This window comes from Paenibacillus sp. sgz302190, assembly GCF_059820445.1.
The window spans coordinates 64,649-81,418 of record NZ_JBZYAO010000018.1 but is presented as its reverse complement, the minus strand read 5'-3'; the positions used below and the strand labels follow the sequence as shown (position 1 = coordinate 81,418).

Below are 16,770 nucleotides of genomic sequence, written 5' to 3'. Positions count from 1 at the left end.
CTCGGTTGAGGGCGTGACACCAGGTCTCGGTTGAAACAACCGGAAGGGTGGCGCTGGACATGGCCGCCGCCATAAACCGCGCGCAACCGCCCGTAAAAGCGGCCTGGCAGCTTGAAATGCCTGCGAAAGTGCAGGCTTTTTCGATGAATGCGGCTCGTTTCGACGAAAAACCTGCGAAAGTGCAGGAATTTTCGCTGAAAATGAGGCTGCGCCCCTAGATTCGATGAAAAGCCTGCACATTTGCAGGAATTTTTCACTGCTAGCGTATCGACGAGCAAAAAACTGTACTTTTGCAGGTTTTCTTCGCGTTTTCGAATAAATGTGTTACCTTCTAGCGTATGAGTTTCCATCAGTCTGACTAGTTTTCTTCCCGCTGCCGGGCAGGTGTTTCTGCTGGCTATGAACTTTATACGAAAACGCAGTATACCATTCTGTGTGGTGACGTCCGCGGCGGCATGAGAGTTTTTGCAGATTCTCTTCTCATTGCCGGGCTTATCCGGGCAGATGCGCTGCTGCTGGCTCAAGCGTGGCGAGTTTCTCGCCAGCCTCATCTGCGGCTGCTTCACAGGGCCATGCCCACGGATGGATGTGCCCGCGAGTCCCCGCTCAACCGGCGCAAGCGCTGCGCTCCGGCGAGCAAAAAACGGGCTTGCGGAAAATTCCGCAGAGCCCGTTATTGTTTCTTTTTCCGAACGCTGTATTTTTTAAAATAGCCTTTGATTTCCTTGGCTTCGCGGTATACGCGGTACGGCTTGCTGACGATTCTTCCGGGCAATGAAAGCAGAAATTCCCGCAAATGATCGCGGTATTCCTCGGTCATGCGGACAGGCTTGCTCATAATTCTTTTTAAAACCTCGTCGTATACTTCATGGGATATATCGATGTTAATATCAATGTGCCTTCCGCAGCGGTCGCACCCGATACGAGAGATATGTTGATTCAGATAGACGATGGTGTGCTCCGTCTCTTCTTTGCAGCGGACGCAAAAAAGAAACGTGTTCACTTCGGTCTCTTTCATAACATTACTCCCTCCCGAAACAGTCTTTTCTCTCTCTATGCATAGTATAACCTAAATCCGTAACGGCAACATCAGGATGAAGCCGCAATCCGCGATCGTTCATAAAAAAGGAAAGAGGCAAATCTACTGTCAAAGCTAGAGTTGCCTGCAAGTTCGTTATTCTTCCCCGAATTTATTGTTAAAAAAGGCGACGATCGTCTGCAGCGCCTGCTCTTCGTCTTCGCCGCTGGCGCTAATCAGAAGCTCGGTTCCTTTCGGAGCGCCCAAGGACAGCACGCTGATAAAGCTTGCCGCGTTCGCCACCTTGTTTTCTTTTTGCAGCGTAATTTGCGCCCGGAACGAGCCGGCCATTTTGATGATTTCTTTGGCGGGACGCGTATGCAGACCCGTATGATTTTGTACAGTCACTGTTTGCGTTATCATCTTTTGTGCTCCTTCCCGGTTTCAGTTCAAAAGCTCGCGCACTTGGCGGATGCAATCGCTTTCCGTTAGGCCCGCGATCGCTTGCTTGACCAGCGGAATTTGCGACGGGCTCATGCTCCACTCGTCTACGCCAAGCCCTACGAGCAGCGGAGCCATCTGCGGGTCTCCGGCCATTTCGCCGCACATGCCGACGTGCTTGCCGTATTTTTTGGCGTTCGTGCAGACGATGTCGATCAGCCGCAATACGGCCAAATGCTGCGCGTCGTACAAGTAGCTTACATTTTCGTTCATTCTGTCCGCGGCCACCGTATATTGGATCAGATCGTTCGTCCCGATGCTGAAAAAGTCCACATGCCGGGCAAGCCGGTCGGAAATGAGCGCCGCGGAGGGAACTTCGATCATGATGCCGACGGGAACTTCCCGTTTGAAGTCGGCGCCGCGCGCAGCAAGCTCCTGCTTCGCTTCGTCCAGCAGCTTCCTGGCGTCCTCCACTTCCTTCAAGCCGGAAATCATCGGCAGCATGATGCGCAGATCGCCATGAACGGCCGCGCGCAGCAGAGCTCTCAACTGGATTTTAAACAAGACGGGATCAGCCAGACAGTAACGGATCGCGCGCCAGCCGAGAAACGGGTTGAATTCCTTGTCAATCGGAAGGTAAGGAATTTCCTTGTCTCCGCCGACATCGAGCGTCCGAATGATCACCGGTCTGCCTTCCATCGTGTCAAGCGCCTTTCGGTATGCTTCATACTGCTCGTCTTCCGAAGGCATTTCGCTTCTGTCCATGAACAGAAATTCCGTTCTGAACAGCCCGACGCCTTCGCCGCCGTGCTTCAAAACCGCTTCGGCTTCTTCCGGTTTCCCTATGTTACCATATAAGTCGAATGTTTTGCCATCCTTCGTCTTTGCCGGCATATGCCGGATGTCGTCCAACTTTTTTCTGAAATCGGCGTATTCGCTTCTTTTTTGCGCATACGCTTGGAGCTGTGCGCCGTCGGGATTTTTCACGATGCGGCCGGCTTCTCCATCCAATACGACAGTGTCGCCTTGCTCGAATGCGGACAGCAAATCTTTTACGCCGACCACAGCCGGTATCCCGAAAGTTCTGGCCATAATAGCGGTATGGCTCGTCTGGCTGCCCACTTCGGTGGCGAACCCCAGCACCATCGTTTTGTTCATTTGCGCCGTCATGGAAGGCGTCAAGTCATGGGCCAAAATAACGGCAGGCTCGGCAAGAGCGCCAAGGTCCGTGTTGGTCGCGCCCGTAATTTCATCCAGCAGCCGGCTTTCGGCATCTTTCATATCGGCAATTCGTTCCTTGATGTAAGCATCTTCAATCGACTCGAACGCCAAGGCATATTGCTGAAAAACTTCGTGGACCGCCCAAGCCGCCGCAACCCGCTCGCCGCCGATCTTGCCGGTTACGTCCTGCTTAAGCTCGGGATCGTCCAGCAAAAACCATTGTCCTTCCAAAATTCCGGCTTCCTGGACGTTTCCTGTACGCTCCAACTCGTCTATAAGAGATTTCAGCTGCTCTTTCGCTCGTTCAAGAGCTTGCAGAAACCGGTTGATTTCGTCCGTCACATGTGCTTCGTCGATAACTTGTTTGCTCAAGTTTCTTTCTTCTCTGGCAACGATCAGCACGCGGCCGATCGCGATGCCGGCAGAAGCCGAAATTCCTTGCAGCATATTACAACCCTCCAGTAAGAAGAGCCTGATCCTGCAGCTTTCTCAGTTCCCAAATGACAGAATGGGACGTCTGCTCGATGGCGTCGTAGGTAATAACCTCCCCCGCCTTGACGGCCCGGTTCACTGTCTGCGCCTGCACGAGTCCGATCGGCAGACCGCCGCACTGCTTCGCATCCGCGGCCGTCATGATCGTCCCGTACNAACCTCCCCCGCCTTGACGGCCCGGTTCACTGTCTGCGCCTGCACGAGTCCGATCGGCAGCCCGCCGCACTGCTTCGCATCCGCGGCCGTCATGATCGTCCCGTACACCGTAAACCCGCCGATGCCGTCCAGACGGTCTCCCGGCTGCAAATCTTTTTTCGCGACCGCTACCGTCTCCGCTACAAGCCCTTTCCATGGCGCAATCGTCTGCTCCTTGTAAAAGTAAGCGCTTGCCACCGACAGCGGCGTCTCCAGGCTCGTCAAATGATAAGGGCGGAACAGCACGTAGTTGGGACCTGCTCCCATTTTCAAGTATTCCATCTCATGCCGGACTTCTTCCTTATCCGATGTGACGATGACGAACACCCCCGGCGCGACGCCGTTGACGTACTCCACGATACCCGTCTGGTTCAAAATCCCGCCGTGCTCCTTGAGCCGCAATATGTCCGTCAGCTCGCTCACCTGCGCGCTCGGGCCATGCATACCCGGCCGATCGGGAATAAATCCGGTCGCATTGGCGACCGCGGTCATCTCGATCATCGTCTTCGTCCCGTCCTGGAACGAAGCGATCATTTTCGGGTTGGCTCCGACGCGCAATGCCGCCTCCCGCGCCGAATCCGGCGTCGCCTGCACGTTGAGCGGGTTGTTTTTGCCTTTGCCGATCGCCACAACCTCGAAGCCGATGGCGTCCGCAAAGTTGTACAGCTCCATCACCGCGCCAGGCTCGTCCCCGGCGGAGCCCGTGTAGACGACGCCGGCGGAGGCCGCCATTTTGTTCAGCAGCGGGCCGACGGTGACGTCCGTTTCGACGTTGAGCATGACGATGTGCTTTTTGTTCAAAATCGCTTTCCAGGCGATTTCCGCGCCGACGCTCGGCACCCCGGTCGCATCGACGATCACGTCGATGTTCGGCAGCGCCAGCAGCAGGTGCATATCGTCGGTGACGACGACATGCTGCTGCCCGATCGCGCGCTCCGCTTTTTCCAGCTCCCGCGTCTCCACGATCCGCTCCGGCTTCACACCGGCGTGCAGGTATGCGTTGCGGGCGTTCTCGACGCGCACATCGGCCGTTGCCGCCACGCACATCCCTTTCATGCTCTCGATTTGCGAGATCATCCCTCTTCCCATTTGGCCCGCTCCCACAAGGCCCACGCGGATAACCCCGCCTCGGCGGTCCAGTTCCAGCAGCTTTTGATTCAAATTCATGATGGTTTCCCTCCCAGGATTCGTTTATTTGTCTCTAACAAAGCGGAGCGAGGAGCCCGCGCTCACTTCGGGAACCGGTCCGGCCTCCACGTAGATGCTTCCGGGCAAAGCTTCCGACGTATCGCCGGTGAAGTTGACGGTAAAGTGGCCCAGCGAACGAATCGTAGAATTGGCCGTATCTCCCACAAAAATAATCGGATATTCGGCATCGCCAAGCACCAGCGTATCGCCGTCCCGGATATCGTCAGCAAGGCTTCCGTCCTTATGCAGAACGGCTACGTCGTGCAGTTCTTTCGGTACTTTTTGATCGAAAAAAATCAACATGCTTTCTTCAACAATCATGGGGACATCGTCGCCAATTTCAGTAATGGCTGCATCGTATAAAATTTGCAACTCCAACACCTCCGCGTTTTTTCGTTTCTATATTAGGAATACAAGCCAAAGCTGCACAAGTAAGCGACAAGGACGGCAATAGGTCCGGTGATTTGACGGGATAGCAGCACCGCCGGCACGCCTACCTCAATCGTCTCCGGCTTCGCTTCACCCAGCGTTAGCCCGACCGGGACAAAGTCGCACCCTACCTGCGGGTTAATCGCGAACAATGCGGGCAAAGCGAGCTGCGGCGGAATCGATCCTTTGCCGATTTCCGTGCCCACCAGCACCCCGACGACTTGAGCGATAACCGCTCCCGGCCCGAGCATCGGCGACAGGATCGGAATCGCGCAAACGATGGAGAGAATGATCAGACCGATCAGGTTGCCGGCCAGCGGGGTGACGAATTTGGCGATCAGATCGCCGATTCCCGTGTAGACAATGATACCCATGATCGCGCTTACAAAAGCCATGAAAGGCAAAATATTTTTCAGCACCATATCGATCGTTTCCCGGCCCGCCTGATAAAACACGCTGACGACGTTGCCCATAGCGCGGCCGATGTTGACGATAAAACTGGATTTCTGGCCCTTCGGATACATTTCCTTAGCGCGGGCCTTGGCGTCCGCTTTAATTTCCGCGACCGACTTGGGCGCTGCGGCCGGAGCTTGCACCGTTTCCGCGCTTCCGTCCAGAGGGGATATGCAGCTTACGGTTACGCCCGAGACGAAGTTGTCTTCGTTAATGTATTTCATTAGCGGACCGGAAGGCGAAGTCGCATGCACGTTCAGCGTCAAGATGCCCATTTTCGGATATACGCCGCAGCGGGCCGTACCTCCGCAATCGATGATGACGCACGCCATCTCGTCGCTTTCGATCGCCGTGCTGAAGCCATCCTTCGCTTCTGCGCCGGTCATATCGGCGATCGCCTGCGCGACCGGGTGGATGCCGCCTCCGGTAACGGACACGATATATTTCCTGTTCTCATCCGGCTGAACGACGAAGCCCGTTCCCCATCCGCCGGTTCCTTTGCTGACCCTTACAGCTTGATAAGTTGTGCCAGTTGTCATGTTGCCGTCTCCTTTCGATTAGAGGGCTTGAGATTCTTTTTTGCGCAGCATGGACGCCGTAATCCATTCCGTAACGAGACCGCGGATCAAGATGACGATAATGCCGACGAGGAAGTACCGGATCGCCAAGGGCCCGAGCGAAAGGTTCAGCGCGGTAATGCCGCTTGCGATACCCAGATATACGAACAGCTCGGAAGCGTTGGCGTGGGCGAACAGCCCTGTAATCGGATGGACGAAAGATACGGCCGAATCGTAAAAAGCGGGCTTTTGACGTTCGGGCAAAAATTTGCCGAAGCTGTAGCACATCGGGTTAGTCATAAAAAATACGGCAAGAATCGGAAACACCGTGTAGCGCAGCAAAGCGTATTTGGTCGTTTTTTGGGCAAAGCGGTTGATCCGCTCTTCGCCGACGAATTTGATGATCGCATTGATCACCGTGATTAAACAAATGAGGGTCGGGATAATGCCTGTAAGCAATCCGACGAACGTTTTGCCCCCGGCTTGAAACATCCCGATAAACCCTTCCGCTACATGTACGAGAAAATCCATTCGAGTTCCCTCCTTATTGTTGGGCGAGCTGTTGTTTGATTCTGGCCGCGGCCTGTCTTACCGCATGATAACGCGAGTGCGCCGAGCGCTCATTCTCTAGTTCGTTAACCGATCGTCCGATGAAGTCCTTCGCCGGCTTGAACCGTCCGAAGACCGTAACTCCGGTCAACTCTTTGGCTTGGGTAACGATGCATTCCGGATTCGTTACCAAGATGACAACGGATCCGATGCCCAGCCGCCTCTTCACCACTCCCACTCCTAAAAATCCCGACCCCTGATTCGACATCGTTCTTACCGTTTGCTGATAATGTTTCGTTTGGACAAAGCTAAGGGCGACTTGGAGAAACCACGCAATGATCAGCAGCAATATTGCCGAATTCCACCATTGCACTTTACCTCACCTCAATCTCGTTTTACATTTGTTTTACTTAATTACATTTGTATTATAAACCGCTTTCATTTTTGGTGTCAATAACAATATTTCTCTTGAAAACAAAAGGATCGCATGTATTCATGCAACCCTTTGCGTCTTTATTATGAGATTGTCGGCTTCTTTTTATTCATTTTTCGCACGAGGTCCTGCGCTGTCTGCTCGTCGGTAATAAGCACGTCGATGTATCCTCCGCCAAGCGTAGCCAGAATGCTCTCCACTTTGTGGGTGCCCTGCGCAACCGCGACTACTTTGCTTACTTTGCGCAAATCCTCGACATTGACGCCGATGACCCGCTCGTTGATCGTATTTGTGGCAATGGAACCGTCTGCGCGTATAAAACAGGAGTTGATGTCGCCGACGACCCCGGCCTTCCGGATATCTTCCATTTCCGCCCGGGCCAGGTACCCGATTTCCTCCATCGTCGACTGGACGAACGGATTGCCGATGCCTACAACGGCCATATCGATGCTTCTCGCTTCTTCCAGCACATCGGCGACGGTCGGCGTTTGCAGCAGCAGATCGCGCAGGCTGCCGCTTTCCACGATGGCGGGCGCGTACAGCGACTCGCAGCTGCAGCTTAATTTTTTGGACAGCTCGAAGGCGATTTGATTGGAATGGAGCTCAATCCGGTTGGAGCCCATCCCCCCTACCAAAGGGATAATTTTGAGCTGCTCGTAAGCGTCGCTCGGGAACTCCTTGACGATGCCGTGCAGCGTTCTGCCCCAGGATACGCCGAGCCTGGACACGTCCTTCAGGTGCTTGGCGATGTACGCCGCAGCAGCCTTGGAAACGGCGGTTTTGCTCATCTCTGGGGGCATTTCGGCCGTAGGCACGACGATGACGTCTTCCAGAGAATAAACGCTTTCAATTTCCTGCTCCATATCGATCGTCGGAAAGCCGTCGTCGTGAATAATGATTTCGACCAGCCCTTCATTGCGGGCTCTCTGCAAAGCTTTGGAAATAATCGGCCTGGAAACGCCGATTTTTTTGGCGATCTCGGCTTGCGTCCATTCGTCGAAATAGTACATCCGGCTAATTTTGAGCAAAAATTTCTTTTCCTCATCAGTCATCATAGATCAATCCCATCACCCGTAATCAATATCCAGATTATATCATAATATAGGACAGATTCCATTCCTTCAATGAGGAAAAATCCACCCTTGCCGGTTTGCGCCGAAGGTGGATTCGCCGATTTCAGCAAGCCGAAGCAAGCCCTGTTTAAGCAAAAACCGCCTGATTGCACAGGCTGCCGAGAAACCCGTAAGCAGGAGCTGGGCGCACATACCCGCCTAGCTGTGTCGGGTGCGGAAAAGTTCTGCCCGGCTGCGCGAAAAAAAACCTGTGAAAGATTGTGCGGCTTTTTGCTCCTAATGCGCCCTTGAACCCCCCCGCGTCCGAGTCGATAGTCACAATCTGGCTGACTGCACGAAAAAAACCTGCAAAAATACATGAATTTGCGCTCTTGGTCGCCGGCCACGAAATCTCTTGAAAAACCCCCACGTCAGAGGGCGATACCACAATCTGGCTGACTGCACGAAAAAAACCTGCAAAAATACATGAATTTGCGCTCTTGGTCGCCGGCCATGAAAAATTCCTGCAAATGTGCAGGCTTTTCAGCGGGGAGATGGGTTCAGGTTCACTTTTAGCGAAAATTCCTGCACTTTTGCAGGTTTTTCGCTAAAATGGACCATTATTACAGGAAATTCCTGCACTTTTGCAGGTTTTCCAGCAGCCCCGGTAAGTGGTCGACCGATCGCCGTCATGCAGCGTAACACCGCGCGCTGGGAACTGCAAGCGGTGCGAACGCTGGGTGCTGTGCGCGATGCGAACGCTGGGAACTTCAAGCGGTGCGAACGCTGGGTGCTGTGCGCGATGCGAACGCTGGGTGCTGCGCGCGATGCGAACGCTTGGGTGCTGTGCGTGGTGCGAACGCTGGGCAGTGCTGCGCCCCTCTGGTTACCCCAACCCGCAGCTTTCATAACAATTTAATTATTGCAAGTTTTCTACGCACTAACAAATAGGAATGCGCTGCTCTAACGTACGTGCAGTCTCGTTTGCAGCAAATTTCCGCACAGCCAAAAGGCCAAGAGCGGACGCGCCAACTCCGGCCGGGCGCATTTCTCAATAGCCTTCTCGGTCCTGCAGCTTTCTCAGTTCCCAAATGACAGAATGGGACGTCTGCTCGATGGCGTCGTAGGTAATAACCTCCCCCGCCTTGACGGCCCGGTTCACCGTCTGCGCCTGCACGAGTCCGATCGGCAGCCCGCCGCACTGCTTCGCATCCGCGGCCGTCATGATCGTCCCGTATACCGTAAACCCGCCGATGCCGTCCAGACGGTCTCCCGGCTGCAAATCTTTTTTCGCGACCGCTACCGTCTCCGCTACAAGCCCTTTCCATGGCGCAATCGTCTGCTCCTTGTAAAAGTAAGCGCTCGCCACCGACAGCGGCGTCTCCAGGCTCGTCAAATGATACGGGCGGAATAGCACGTAGTTCGGGCCTGCTCCCATTTTCAAGTATTCCATCTCATGCCGGACTTCTTCCTTATCCGATGTGACGATGACGAACACCCCCGGCGCGACGCCGTTGACGTACTCCACCACACCCGTCCGCTCTAAAATCCCGCCGTCTTCCTTCAGCCGCAATATGTCCGTCAGCTCGCTCACCTGCGCGCTCGGGCCGTGCATCCCCGGCCGGTCGGGTATAAATCCGGTCGCATTGGCGACCGCGGTCATCTCGATCATCGTCTTCGTCCCGTCCTGGAACGAAGCGATCATTTTCGGGTTCGCTCCGACACGCAGCGCCGCCTCCCGCGCCGAATCCGGCGTCGCTTGCACGTTGAGCGGGTTGTTTTTGCCTTTGCCGATCGCCACAACCTCGAAGCCGATGGCGTCGGCAAAATTGTACAGCTCCATCACCGCGCCCGGCTCGTCCCCGGCGGAGCCCGTGTAGACGACGTCGGCGGAGGCCGCCATTTTGTTCAGCAGCGGGCCGACGGTTACGTCCGTTTCGACGTTAAGCATGACGATGTGCTTTTTATTCAAAATCGCTTTCCAAGCGATTTCCGCGCCGACGCTCGGCACCCCGGTCGCATCGACGATCACGTCGATGTTCGGCAGCGCCAGCAGCAGGTGCATATCGTCGGTGACGACGACATGCTGCTGCCCGATCGCGCGCTCCGCTTTTTCCAGCTCCCGCGTCTCCACGATCCGCTCCGGCTTCACACCGGCGTACAGGTACGCGTTGCGGGCGTTCTCGACGCGCACGTCGGCCGTCGCCGCCACGCGCATCCCTTTCATGCTCTCGATTTGTGAGATCATCCCTCTTCCCATTTGGCCCGCTCCCACAAGGCCCACGCGGATAACCCCGCCTCGGCGGTCAAGCTCCAGCAGCTTTTTGTTCAAGTTCATCATCATATCTTCCTCCCGTTCTAGTGAACTCCCAATCCCAGCCATCCGTTGGCCGCTTCAAAGAAAGCTTCCGACACCGTCGGATGCGGATGAATCAGCTTGGCCCATTCCGCCGCCGTTCCCTCCAAATGCATAAATGCGGAGGAAGTAGCGATCATATCGGTGACATGGGGCCCGACCATCGTAACGCCCAAAATTTCGCCGTACCGCTCATCGGCGATGAGTTTGACGAATCCGTCCGATTCGCCCATCGATATCGCCTTCCCGTTGCCCCTCAGCGAGTAGGTGTGTACCTTGACGGGCAGCCCGCTGTTTCTCGCCTCCTGCTCGGTCATGCCGACGCTGGCGATTTCCGGATGGGTGTATATGCATCTGGGAATAATTTTGTAATTGACGGATTCCCGCTTCCCGGCCGCGTTCGATGCGGCGACCAAGCCTTCCGCGCTCGCAACGTGAGCGAGCTGCCATCCCCCTATGAGATCGCCGATGGCGTATACGTTATCCACACTCGTTTCCATCCGCTCGTTCGCCTTGACATAGCGGCCGTTCATTTCCAAAGCGAAGTGCTCCAGCCCTTTGAGATTGGGCACCCGCCCCACTGCGACCAAGAGCGCTTCCGCCGACAGCTCGCTCGACTTCCCGGACGCCGCAATATGGACGTGCGCACCCGCCTGCCGGACATGCTCGACTTTCGTGCCCGTCAAAATCGTCACGCCGCGCTGCCTGAGCGCCTTCGCCAGCGCTTGCGAAGCCGCTTCATCCTCGCCCGGCACGATGCGTTCGGCAGCTTCGATGACCGTTACCTCGGAGCCGAACGCGGAAAACATCGCTGCGAACTCCACGCCGATGACCCCGCCCCCGATTATCGCCAGCGAAGCCGGAATGCGCTCCATTTGAAAAATCGTATCGCTCGTATAGTGCGAGGCTTCGGCCAGTCCCGGAATCGGAGGAACAAAAGGCTTCGAGCCGGTCGCCAAAATGATTTTCCGCGCACTGACAGCGATGTCCCCTTCAGCGGTTTGCACGGCAATCTCTCCGGGTCCGGTCAGTTTGCCCCAGCCGCGGATGTGGGCGATTTTGTTCGCTTTCAGCAGCCCGGCGATGCCGCTGCGCAGCTGCCCGATCACTTGCGACTGCCGGTCCAGCATCGTTTTCCAGGAAAAAGAGACCGGACCCGTTTGAATGCCCCAATCGTGCGCTTTATGGATCGCTTCGGCGATTTCCGCCATATGAAGCAGCGTTTTTGAAGGAATGCAGCCCCGGTTCAGACAAGTCCCGCCGAGCTCAGACCCTTCGATCAGCGCAACGGAAAGCCCGAGCTTGGCGGCGCGAATAGCGGCGACGTATCCGCCCGGGCCTCCGCCGAGTACAGCCAAATCGTAAGCGTTCATTGTTTTCACCTCAGACTAGTAATTGAAAAGGATGCTCCAGCACGTTTTTCAAATCGGTTAAAAATGCCGCCGCAGGAGCGCCGTCAATAACCCGATGGTCAAACGACAGACTGAGCGTCATCATCGGACGAATAGCGATTTGGCCGTCGACAGCCGCAGGCTTATCCTGAATTTGCCCCACGCCAAGAATGGCCACCTCGGGCTGATTAATAATCGGCGTAAACGAATCGACCGCATACATCCCCAGGTTGCTTACGGTGAACGTGCCGCCGCTCAAATCTTCCGGCTTCAGCTTATTGTCTCTCGCGCCGGCCGCCAGCTCCTTCGACTTCCTGACCAGTTCGGCCAGTCCCATTTGCTCCGCGCCGTTAATAACCGGAACCATCAGGCCATCCTTCACGGACACGGCCAGTCCGATGTTGACGCGATCGCTCAGCACGACTTCGTCGTCTTTCCAGCGCGCATTGAGGAGCGGATGGCGAACCAGACAGGCTGAAACCGCTTTAAGCAAAATTTCCGTATACGAAATGCGTAGTCCGGTCTGCCGCTCGATAACCGGCAGCAGTTCGGCCCGCAGCGCCTTGGCCGCCGTCATGTCGACAGTCGATGTGAGGGTGACATGCGGCGCCGTAAAGGCGCTTTGCGCCATGCGCTGCGCGATAATTTTGCGCATGCCCTGCAGCTTGACCGTGCGCTGCGCACCCGCCTGCGCGGATGACGGCTCGGCGGCGGCGCTGTTCGCCGCGCCTGCATGAAGCGCGCGCTCGACGTCCGCGCGGACGATTTTGCCGCGGTCGCCGCTGCCCGCGATCGCGTCGAGCTGCAGGCCGCCGGCTGCAGCGATCTGCTTCGCAAGCGGCGTCGCCAGCGCTTGCTGCGCGGCCGCAGCATCGGCGGCGTGCCGCTCGACGTCCGTGCGGTGAATGCGCCCGTGCTCGCCGCTGCCGGCAACCGCGGCCAGCTCGATGCCGCGCTCCCGGGCGGCTTTGCGGGCTGCGGGCGTAGCGCGCGGCTTGCCCGCCGGGCGGGCCGCTTCTTGGCCGTCCGGCGAAGCCGCGGCAGCCGCATCCTGCTCTGCCGCCGCATCCCGCTCCTGCGTGGCGCCGCCGCTATCCTGCGCCAAGCCTGCGGCGTCCGGCGGGCCGTCGGGGGCCAGATCGCCGGCTTCGCCGATATAGCCAATAATATGATTAACCGTAACAACGGAATCTTCCTCATAGTAACGCTTCAATAATAGTCCGGAGTGGTAGGCTTCGACTTCGATATTGATTTTGTCGGTCAAAACTTCCAGCAGCACCTCGCCCTGCCGGACCGCCTCCCCTTCCTCCTTGAACCATTTGATGATCGTTCCTGTTTCCATCGTCATGCCCAGCTTGGGCATAAACACTTCATTCAACATGTTGCTCAGGCCTCCTGCCGCTTTACTTCAGCGTCAATTTAACCGCATGGACGATATCGTCGACTTGGGGAACCGCTTTCTTTTCCAAAAACGGATTGTACGGAATCGGCACCGCCATCCCCCCCAGCCGCTGTATCGGTGCATCCAAATAATCGAACGCTTCGCTTTCCGTCACTTGGCTGACGATTTCCGCGCCGAATCCCCCGCGCTTCACCGCTTCATGGACGACGACCAGGCGTCCGGTGCGTTTGACAGACTCGACAATCGTTTCGATATCAAGCGGAACGAGCGTTCTCGGGTCAACGACTTCGATGCTGATGCCTTCCCGGTCGAGCAATTCCGCGGCTTCCAGCGCCTTGTGAACCATAATCGACGTGGCGACTACCGTAACATCGCTGCCTTTGCGCTTCACATCCGCCTTGCCGAGCGGCAATGTGTAAGGCTCTTCGGGAACCGGGCCTTTCGTTCTGTACAGCAATTTGTGCTCGTAAAAAATGACGGGATTATCGTCCTCGACCGCCGCCCGCAGCAAACCTTTGGCATCGTACGCCGTCGACGGCTGAACGACCTTCAGCCCGGGAATGTGCGCCATCCAGGCCTCCAGGCTTTGCGAATGCTGCGCGGCTGCGCCCGTTCCGGAACCTGCAGGCGTGCGCAGCACCATAGGCACTTTTCCTTTGCCGCCGTACATGTAGCGGATTTTGGCCGCCTGATTGACGATTTGATCCGTAGCGATCGTAATAAAATCGGAAAATTGCAGCTCCAAAATCGGTCTCATCCCGGTCAGCGCCGCCCCGACGGCCGCGCCTGCGATCGCCGATTCCGAAATCGGCGTATTGCGGATTCTTTCGGGACCGAATTCTTCGATCATCCCTCTCGTCACGCCAAAAGCGCCGCCATATACGCCGATGTCTTCGCCGAGCACAAAAACGTCCTCATTTTCCCTCATCATTTGCGACATCGCTTCTTTAACCGCTTCCAAATAGGTGAGTTCCCTCATGTTTGTTCTCCTCCCGGCCGTGATTCCCCGGCTTTATGCATATACGTCCTCTTCAAGAGCATCCATAGACGGCATCGGACTTTGCTCCGCGAACTTCACGGCCGCTTCGATTTCTTCCAGCGCTCGCTGCTGCAGCCGCGCCAGTTCATCCTGCGAAGCTACCTGTTCGTCCAGCAATCTTTGAGCCATATGGACGATCGGATCTTTTTCTTCTTTCCAGAACTGCTCTTCTTCCTTCGTTCTGTACTTTTTGGCATCGCTTTTCGAGTGCCCTTTCCAGCGGTACGTTTTCGCTTCGATCAATGTCGGGCCGGCTCCGGACCGCGCGCGGTCGACCGCCTCTTTCGTCACCCGCATCACTTCGAAAATATCGTTTCCCTCGACGACAACGCCGGGAATGCCGTAAGCTTTGGAACGGTCCGCGATATGCTCGGCGCCGATCATCTCTCTGGCCGGGCCGGACATGCCGTATTGGTTGTTCTCGCAGAAAAAAACGACAGGCAGCTGCCAAACCGCCGCCAGGTTGACCGCTTCATGGAAGCTTCCTTCATTGCTCGCTCCGTCGCCGAAAAAGCACAGCACAACGTACCCGAGATTTTTCATCTTGGAGGTAAGCGCCGCTCCGGCGGCAATCGGGATGCCTCCGCCGACGATGCCGTTGGCTCCGAGATTTCCCTTATCGACGTCGGCGATGTGCATGGAGCCGCCTTTTCCTTTGCAGTAGCCGGTTTCGCGGCCGAACAGCTCGGCCATCATTTTGCTCGCTTCGGCGCCTTTGGCAATGCAATGTCCGTGCCCGCGATGCGTGCTTGTAATTTTGTCCCTCTCTTCCAGTACGGCGCAAGCTCCTACAGCCGTTCCCTCCTGCCCGACGCACAGATGGGTCGTTCCATGAATAAGACCTTTGGCAAAAAATTCGTCCACTTTTTCGTCAAAATAGCGCACAAGCCACATTTGATAGTACAGATCCAGCAATTTTTCCGTAGACATTTCCGTCTTCTGAATGAACTTTACAGCCACTTGCGGACCCTCCTTTTACATATGTTTTAATTAATTACATTTGTAAAACCATAGTACTCCCCACCCTATTCTTTGTCAAGAAATTCTTGCAGGGAGCGGGCTTTGTCAAACAAAAAAGGCCTCTGCGCGCACGAATGGCGCAAGAGACCGGTTACCGTAATTTTGTTTATTCTTGTTTATTTTGTATAGCTTCAATAAGCGTCGAGCACAATATGTTCATCTATGAAAAGCTTCGGCTGCGTGGCGCGCTGAATGTCTTCAACCGTATATCCGGCGGCCGCTTCGACGAGGCGCAGACCGTCCGGCGTTACGTCGATGACCGCGCGGTCCGTAATGATCCGGTTCACTACCTGCTTGCCCGTTAGAGGCAGTGTGCATTGATCAAGTATTTTCGGCTCCCCGTTTTTGTTCACATGGTCCATGATGACGATGATGCGCTTGGCGCCGTGCACAAGGTCCATCGCGCCGCCCATCCCTTTGATCATTTTGCCGGGAATGACCCAGTTGGCCAAGTCCCCGCTGCGGGACACTTCCATGCCTCCAAGAATCGCCAGGTCAATATGGCCGCCGCGGATCATGGCGAACGAATCGGCGCTGCTGAAAAAAGACGATCCCCGGATCGTCGTCACCGTCTCTTTGCCGGCGTTGATGAGATCGGGATCGACTTCGTGCGGAGCCGGGTACGGCCCGATGCCGAGCAGCCCGTTTTCCGACTGCAGCACGACCTGCTTATGAGCGGAAATAAAATTGGCGACCAGCGTCGGAATTCCGATGCCCAGATTTACGTAGAAACCGCTCTCAATTTCTTTTTCCGCCCGCTTTGCAATTCTCTCCCGCAATGAAAGCTGTTTTTCTTCCATCGTCGTTGCTCCTCCCCATTATTATGCGGGTCATCCTGTCGTCGTCCGTTTTTCGATCCGTTTTTGCTGCCGGCCTGTGATCAGCTTTTGCACGTAAATGCCCGGCGTATGAATGTGTTCGGGATCGATTTGCCCGGCTTCGACCAGCCGCTCCGCCTCGGCGATCGTCACTTTCCCCGCCGCAGCCATCATCGGGTTGAAATTCCGCGCCGTTTTGTTATAGACCAGATTGCCCATCGTATCCGCCACATGAGCGCGAACGAAGCTGAAATCGGCGGTGAGCGCATGGACGAGCATATAATCCGTCCCGTTGAACCGGCGTATTTCCTTGCCTTCCGCGATGGGGGTTCCGACCCCTGCCGGCGTGTAAAAGGCCGGGATTCCCGCGCCTCCCGCCCTGATTCTTTCGGCCAGCGTGCCCTGCGGTGTCAGCTCCACTTCGATTTCGCCCGCCAGCACCTGGCGCTCGAATTCCTTGTTTTCGCCTACATAGGAGGCGATAATTTTTTTGATTTGCCTGTTTCGCAGCAGCAAGCCGAGCCCCCAGTCGTCGACGCCGCAGTTGTTGGAAATGACCGTCAAGTCCTTTGTTCCTTTGTCCGCCAGAGCGAGAATCAAATTTTCCGGAATCCCGACCAGACCGAATCCGCCTACCATCAGCGTAGCGCCATCCCGTACTTCACTAACCGCTTCCGCAAAAGAAGTTAAGATGGTTTTCATGCTTTCATAGCCTC

General features: G+C 55.9%; 19 protein-coding genes. 1 reads left to right on the top strand and 18 read right to left on the bottom strand.

Translation table 11 applies throughout. The features are described from left to right. Positions 1-59: 59 nt before the first annotated feature. Positions 60-218 carry a hypothetical protein gene (locus AC6RNO_RS20260; protein ID WP_497106546.1) on the top strand — a complete coding sequence of 53 codons (159 nt, stop codon included), beginning with the start codon at positions 60-62 and terminating at the stop codon, positions 216-218. Positions 219-673: 455 nt separating this feature from the next. Here AC6RNO_RS20260 and AC6RNO_RS20255 read toward each other — a convergent pair whose 3' ends face one another. The 18 genes from AC6RNO_RS20255 to AC6RNO_RS20170 all read right to left on the bottom strand — a co-directional run bounded on the left by AC6RNO_RS20255 (position 674) and on the right by AC6RNO_RS20170 (position 16,756). Beyond that, positions 674-1,018, bottom strand: a complete 345-nt coding sequence (locus AC6RNO_RS20255; RefSeq protein WP_488434892.1) for a bh protein — start codon at positions 1,016-1,018, stop codon at positions 674-676. Between the two features lie 156 nt (positions 1,019-1,174). Continuing rightward, a complete protein-coding gene (locus AC6RNO_RS20250; RefSeq protein WP_474679550.1) occupies positions 1,175-1,441 on the bottom strand; it encodes an HPr family phosphocarrier protein in 267 nt (88 codons plus the stop codon). A 21-nt stretch (positions 1,442-1,462) separates the two neighbouring features. After that, on the bottom strand, positions 1,463-3,127 hold the full coding sequence (gene ptsP / locus AC6RNO_RS20245; RefSeq protein ID WP_497106545.1) for a phosphoenolpyruvate--protein phosphotransferase: 1,665 nt from the start codon (positions 3,125-3,127) through the stop codon (positions 1,463-1,465). A 1-nt stretch (position 3,128) separates the two neighbouring features. Continuing rightward, positions 3,129-3,314: a hypothetical protein gene (locus tag AC6RNO_RS20240; protein WP_497106544.1), complete on the bottom strand. Its 186-nt coding sequence runs from the start codon at positions 3,312-3,314 to the stop codon at positions 3,129-3,131. Further along, positions 3,311-4,414, bottom strand: a complete 1,104-nt coding sequence (locus AC6RNO_RS20235; protein WP_497106577.1) for an NAD(P)H-dependent oxidoreductase — start codon at positions 4,412-4,414, stop codon at positions 3,311-3,313. The genes AC6RNO_RS20240 and AC6RNO_RS20235 overlap by 4 nt, the downstream gene beginning before the upstream one ends. A gap of 144 nt (positions 4,415-4,558) precedes the next feature. Further along, positions 4,559-4,927 (bottom strand): PTS glucitol/sorbitol transporter subunit IIA, encoded by a 369-nt coding sequence (locus tag AC6RNO_RS20230; protein ID WP_497106543.1) that lies wholly within the window; start codon positions 4,925-4,927, stop codon positions 4,559-4,561. 32 nt (positions 4,928-4,959) lie between these two features. Beyond that, the gene (gene srlE, locus AC6RNO_RS20225) at positions 4,960-5,976 is read right to left on the bottom strand and encodes a PTS glucitol/sorbitol transporter subunit IIB (protein ID WP_497106542.1); all 1,017 of its coding nucleotides are present in this window, start codon (positions 5,974-5,976) and stop codon (positions 4,960-4,962) included. A gap of 18 nt (positions 5,977-5,994) precedes the next feature. Continuing rightward, positions 5,995-6,525 (bottom strand): PTS glucitol/sorbitol transporter subunit IIC, encoded by a 531-nt coding sequence (srlA, locus tag AC6RNO_RS20220; RefSeq protein ID WP_474679554.1) that lies wholly within the window; start codon positions 6,523-6,525, stop codon positions 5,995-5,997. Positions 6,526-6,538: 13 nt separating this feature from the next. Then, positions 6,539-6,916, bottom strand: a complete 378-nt coding sequence (locus AC6RNO_RS20215) for a transcriptional regulator GutM (protein ID WP_474679555.1) — start codon at positions 6,914-6,916, stop codon at positions 6,539-6,541. 143 nt (positions 6,917-7,059) lie between these two features. Beyond that, positions 7,060-8,031 (bottom strand): sugar-binding domain-containing protein, encoded by a 972-nt coding sequence (locus tag AC6RNO_RS20210; protein WP_497106541.1) that lies wholly within the window; start codon positions 8,029-8,031, stop codon positions 7,060-7,062. A 540-nt stretch (positions 8,032-8,571) separates the two neighbouring features. After that, positions 8,572-8,721, bottom strand: a complete 150-nt coding sequence (locus AC6RNO_RS20205; protein ID WP_497106540.1) for a hypothetical protein — start codon at positions 8,719-8,721, stop codon at positions 8,572-8,574. A 358-nt stretch (positions 8,722-9,079) separates the two neighbouring features. Next, positions 9,080-10,369 carry an NAD(P)H-dependent oxidoreductase gene (locus AC6RNO_RS20200; RefSeq protein WP_488434973.1) on the bottom strand — a complete coding sequence of 430 codons (1,290 nt, stop codon included), beginning with the start codon at positions 10,367-10,369 and terminating at the stop codon, positions 9,080-9,082. 17 nt (positions 10,370-10,386) lie between these two features. Next, complete coding sequence (lpdA, locus tag AC6RNO_RS20195) at positions 10,387-11,757, bottom strand: dihydrolipoyl dehydrogenase (protein ID WP_497106539.1); 1,371 nt, start codon at positions 11,755-11,757, stop codon at positions 10,387-10,389. A 10-nt stretch (positions 11,758-11,767) separates the two neighbouring features. Further along, entirely contained in the window at positions 11,768-13,156 is a 1,389-nt protein-coding gene (locus AC6RNO_RS20190) for a 2-oxo acid dehydrogenase subunit E2 (protein WP_497106538.1), read from the bottom strand. Between the two features lie 22 nt (positions 13,157-13,178). Further along, positions 13,179-14,156, bottom strand: coding sequence for an alpha-ketoacid dehydrogenase subunit beta (locus AC6RNO_RS20185; protein WP_488434899.1), 978 nt, complete (start codon positions 14,154-14,156; stop codon positions 13,179-13,181). A gap of 33 nt (positions 14,157-14,189) precedes the next feature. Continuing rightward, on the bottom strand, positions 14,190-15,146 hold the full coding sequence (locus AC6RNO_RS20180; RefSeq protein ID WP_497106576.1) for a thiamine pyrophosphate-dependent enzyme: 957 nt from the start codon (positions 15,144-15,146) through the stop codon (positions 14,190-14,192). Between the two features lie 221 nt (positions 15,147-15,367). Beyond that, positions 15,368-16,036, bottom strand: coding sequence for a 3-oxoacid CoA-transferase subunit B (locus tag AC6RNO_RS20175; RefSeq protein ID WP_497106537.1), 669 nt, complete (start codon positions 16,034-16,036; stop codon positions 15,368-15,370). Positions 16,037-16,066: 30 nt separating this feature from the next. Then, positions 16,067-16,756 (bottom strand): 3-oxoacid CoA-transferase subunit A, encoded by a 690-nt coding sequence (locus AC6RNO_RS20170; RefSeq protein ID WP_497106536.1) that lies wholly within the window; start codon positions 16,754-16,756, stop codon positions 16,067-16,069. Positions 16,757-16,770 lie beyond the last annotated feature (14 nt).

Excerpts from the sequence above, each read along its gene's own strand:
- AC6RNO_RS20210 (WP_497106541.1), bottom strand. The coding sequence starts at position 8,031 with ATGATGACTGATGAGGAAAAGAAATTTTTGCTCAAAATTAGCCGGATG.
- AC6RNO_RS20190 (WP_497106538.1), bottom strand. The coding sequence starts at position 13,156 with ATGTTGAATGAAGTGTTTATGCCCAAGCTGGGCATGACGATGGAAACA.
- AC6RNO_RS20250 (WP_474679550.1), bottom strand. The coding sequence starts at position 1,441 with ATGATAACGCAAACAGTGACTGTACAAAATCATACGGGTCTGCATACG.
- AC6RNO_RS20200 (WP_488434973.1), bottom strand. The coding sequence starts at position 10,369 with ATGATGAACTTGAACAAAAAGCTGCTGGAGCTTGACCGCCGAGGCGGG.
- AC6RNO_RS20240 (WP_497106544.1), bottom strand. The coding sequence starts at position 3,314 with ATGACGGCCGCGGATGCGAAGCAGTGCGGCGGTCTGCCGATCGGACTC.
- AC6RNO_RS20170 (WP_497106536.1), bottom strand. The coding sequence starts at position 16,756 with ATGAAAACCATCTTAACTTCTTTTGCGGAAGCGGTTAGTGAAGTACGG.
- lpdA (WP_497106539.1), bottom strand. The coding sequence starts at position 11,757 with ATGAACGCTTACGATTTGGCTGTACTCGGCGGAGGCCCGGGCGGATAC.
- AC6RNO_RS20185 (WP_488434899.1), bottom strand. The coding sequence starts at position 14,156 with ATGAGGGAACTCACCTATTTGGAAGCGGTTAAAGAAGCGATGTCGCAA.
- AC6RNO_RS20260 (WP_497106546.1), top strand. The coding sequence starts at position 60 with ATGGCCGCCGCCATAAACCGCGCGCAACCGCCCGTAAAAGCGGCCTGG.
- srlE (WP_497106542.1), bottom strand. The coding sequence starts at position 5,976 with ATGACAACTGGCACAACTTATCAAGCTGTAAGGGTCAGCAAAGGAACC.
- srlA (WP_474679554.1), bottom strand. The coding sequence starts at position 6,525 with ATGGATTTTCTCGTACATGTAGCGGAAGGGTTTATCGGGATGTTTCAA.
- ptsP (WP_497106545.1), bottom strand. The coding sequence starts at position 3,127 with ATGCTGCAAGGAATTTCGGCTTCTGCCGGCATCGCGATCGGCCGCGTG.
- AC6RNO_RS20180 (WP_497106576.1), bottom strand. The coding sequence starts at position 15,146 with ATGTCTACGGAAAAATTGCTGGATCTGTACTATCAAATGTGGCTTGTG.
- AC6RNO_RS20255 (WP_488434892.1), bottom strand. The coding sequence starts at position 1,018 with ATGAAAGAGACCGAAGTGAACACGTTTCTTTTTTGCGTCCGCTGCAAA.
- AC6RNO_RS20205 (WP_497106540.1), bottom strand. The coding sequence starts at position 8,721 with ATGACGGCGATCGGTCGACCACTTACCGGGGCTGCTGGAAAACCTGCA.
- AC6RNO_RS20175 (WP_497106537.1), bottom strand. The coding sequence starts at position 16,036 with ATGGAAGAAAAACAGCTTTCATTGCGGGAGAGAATTGCAAAGCGGGCG.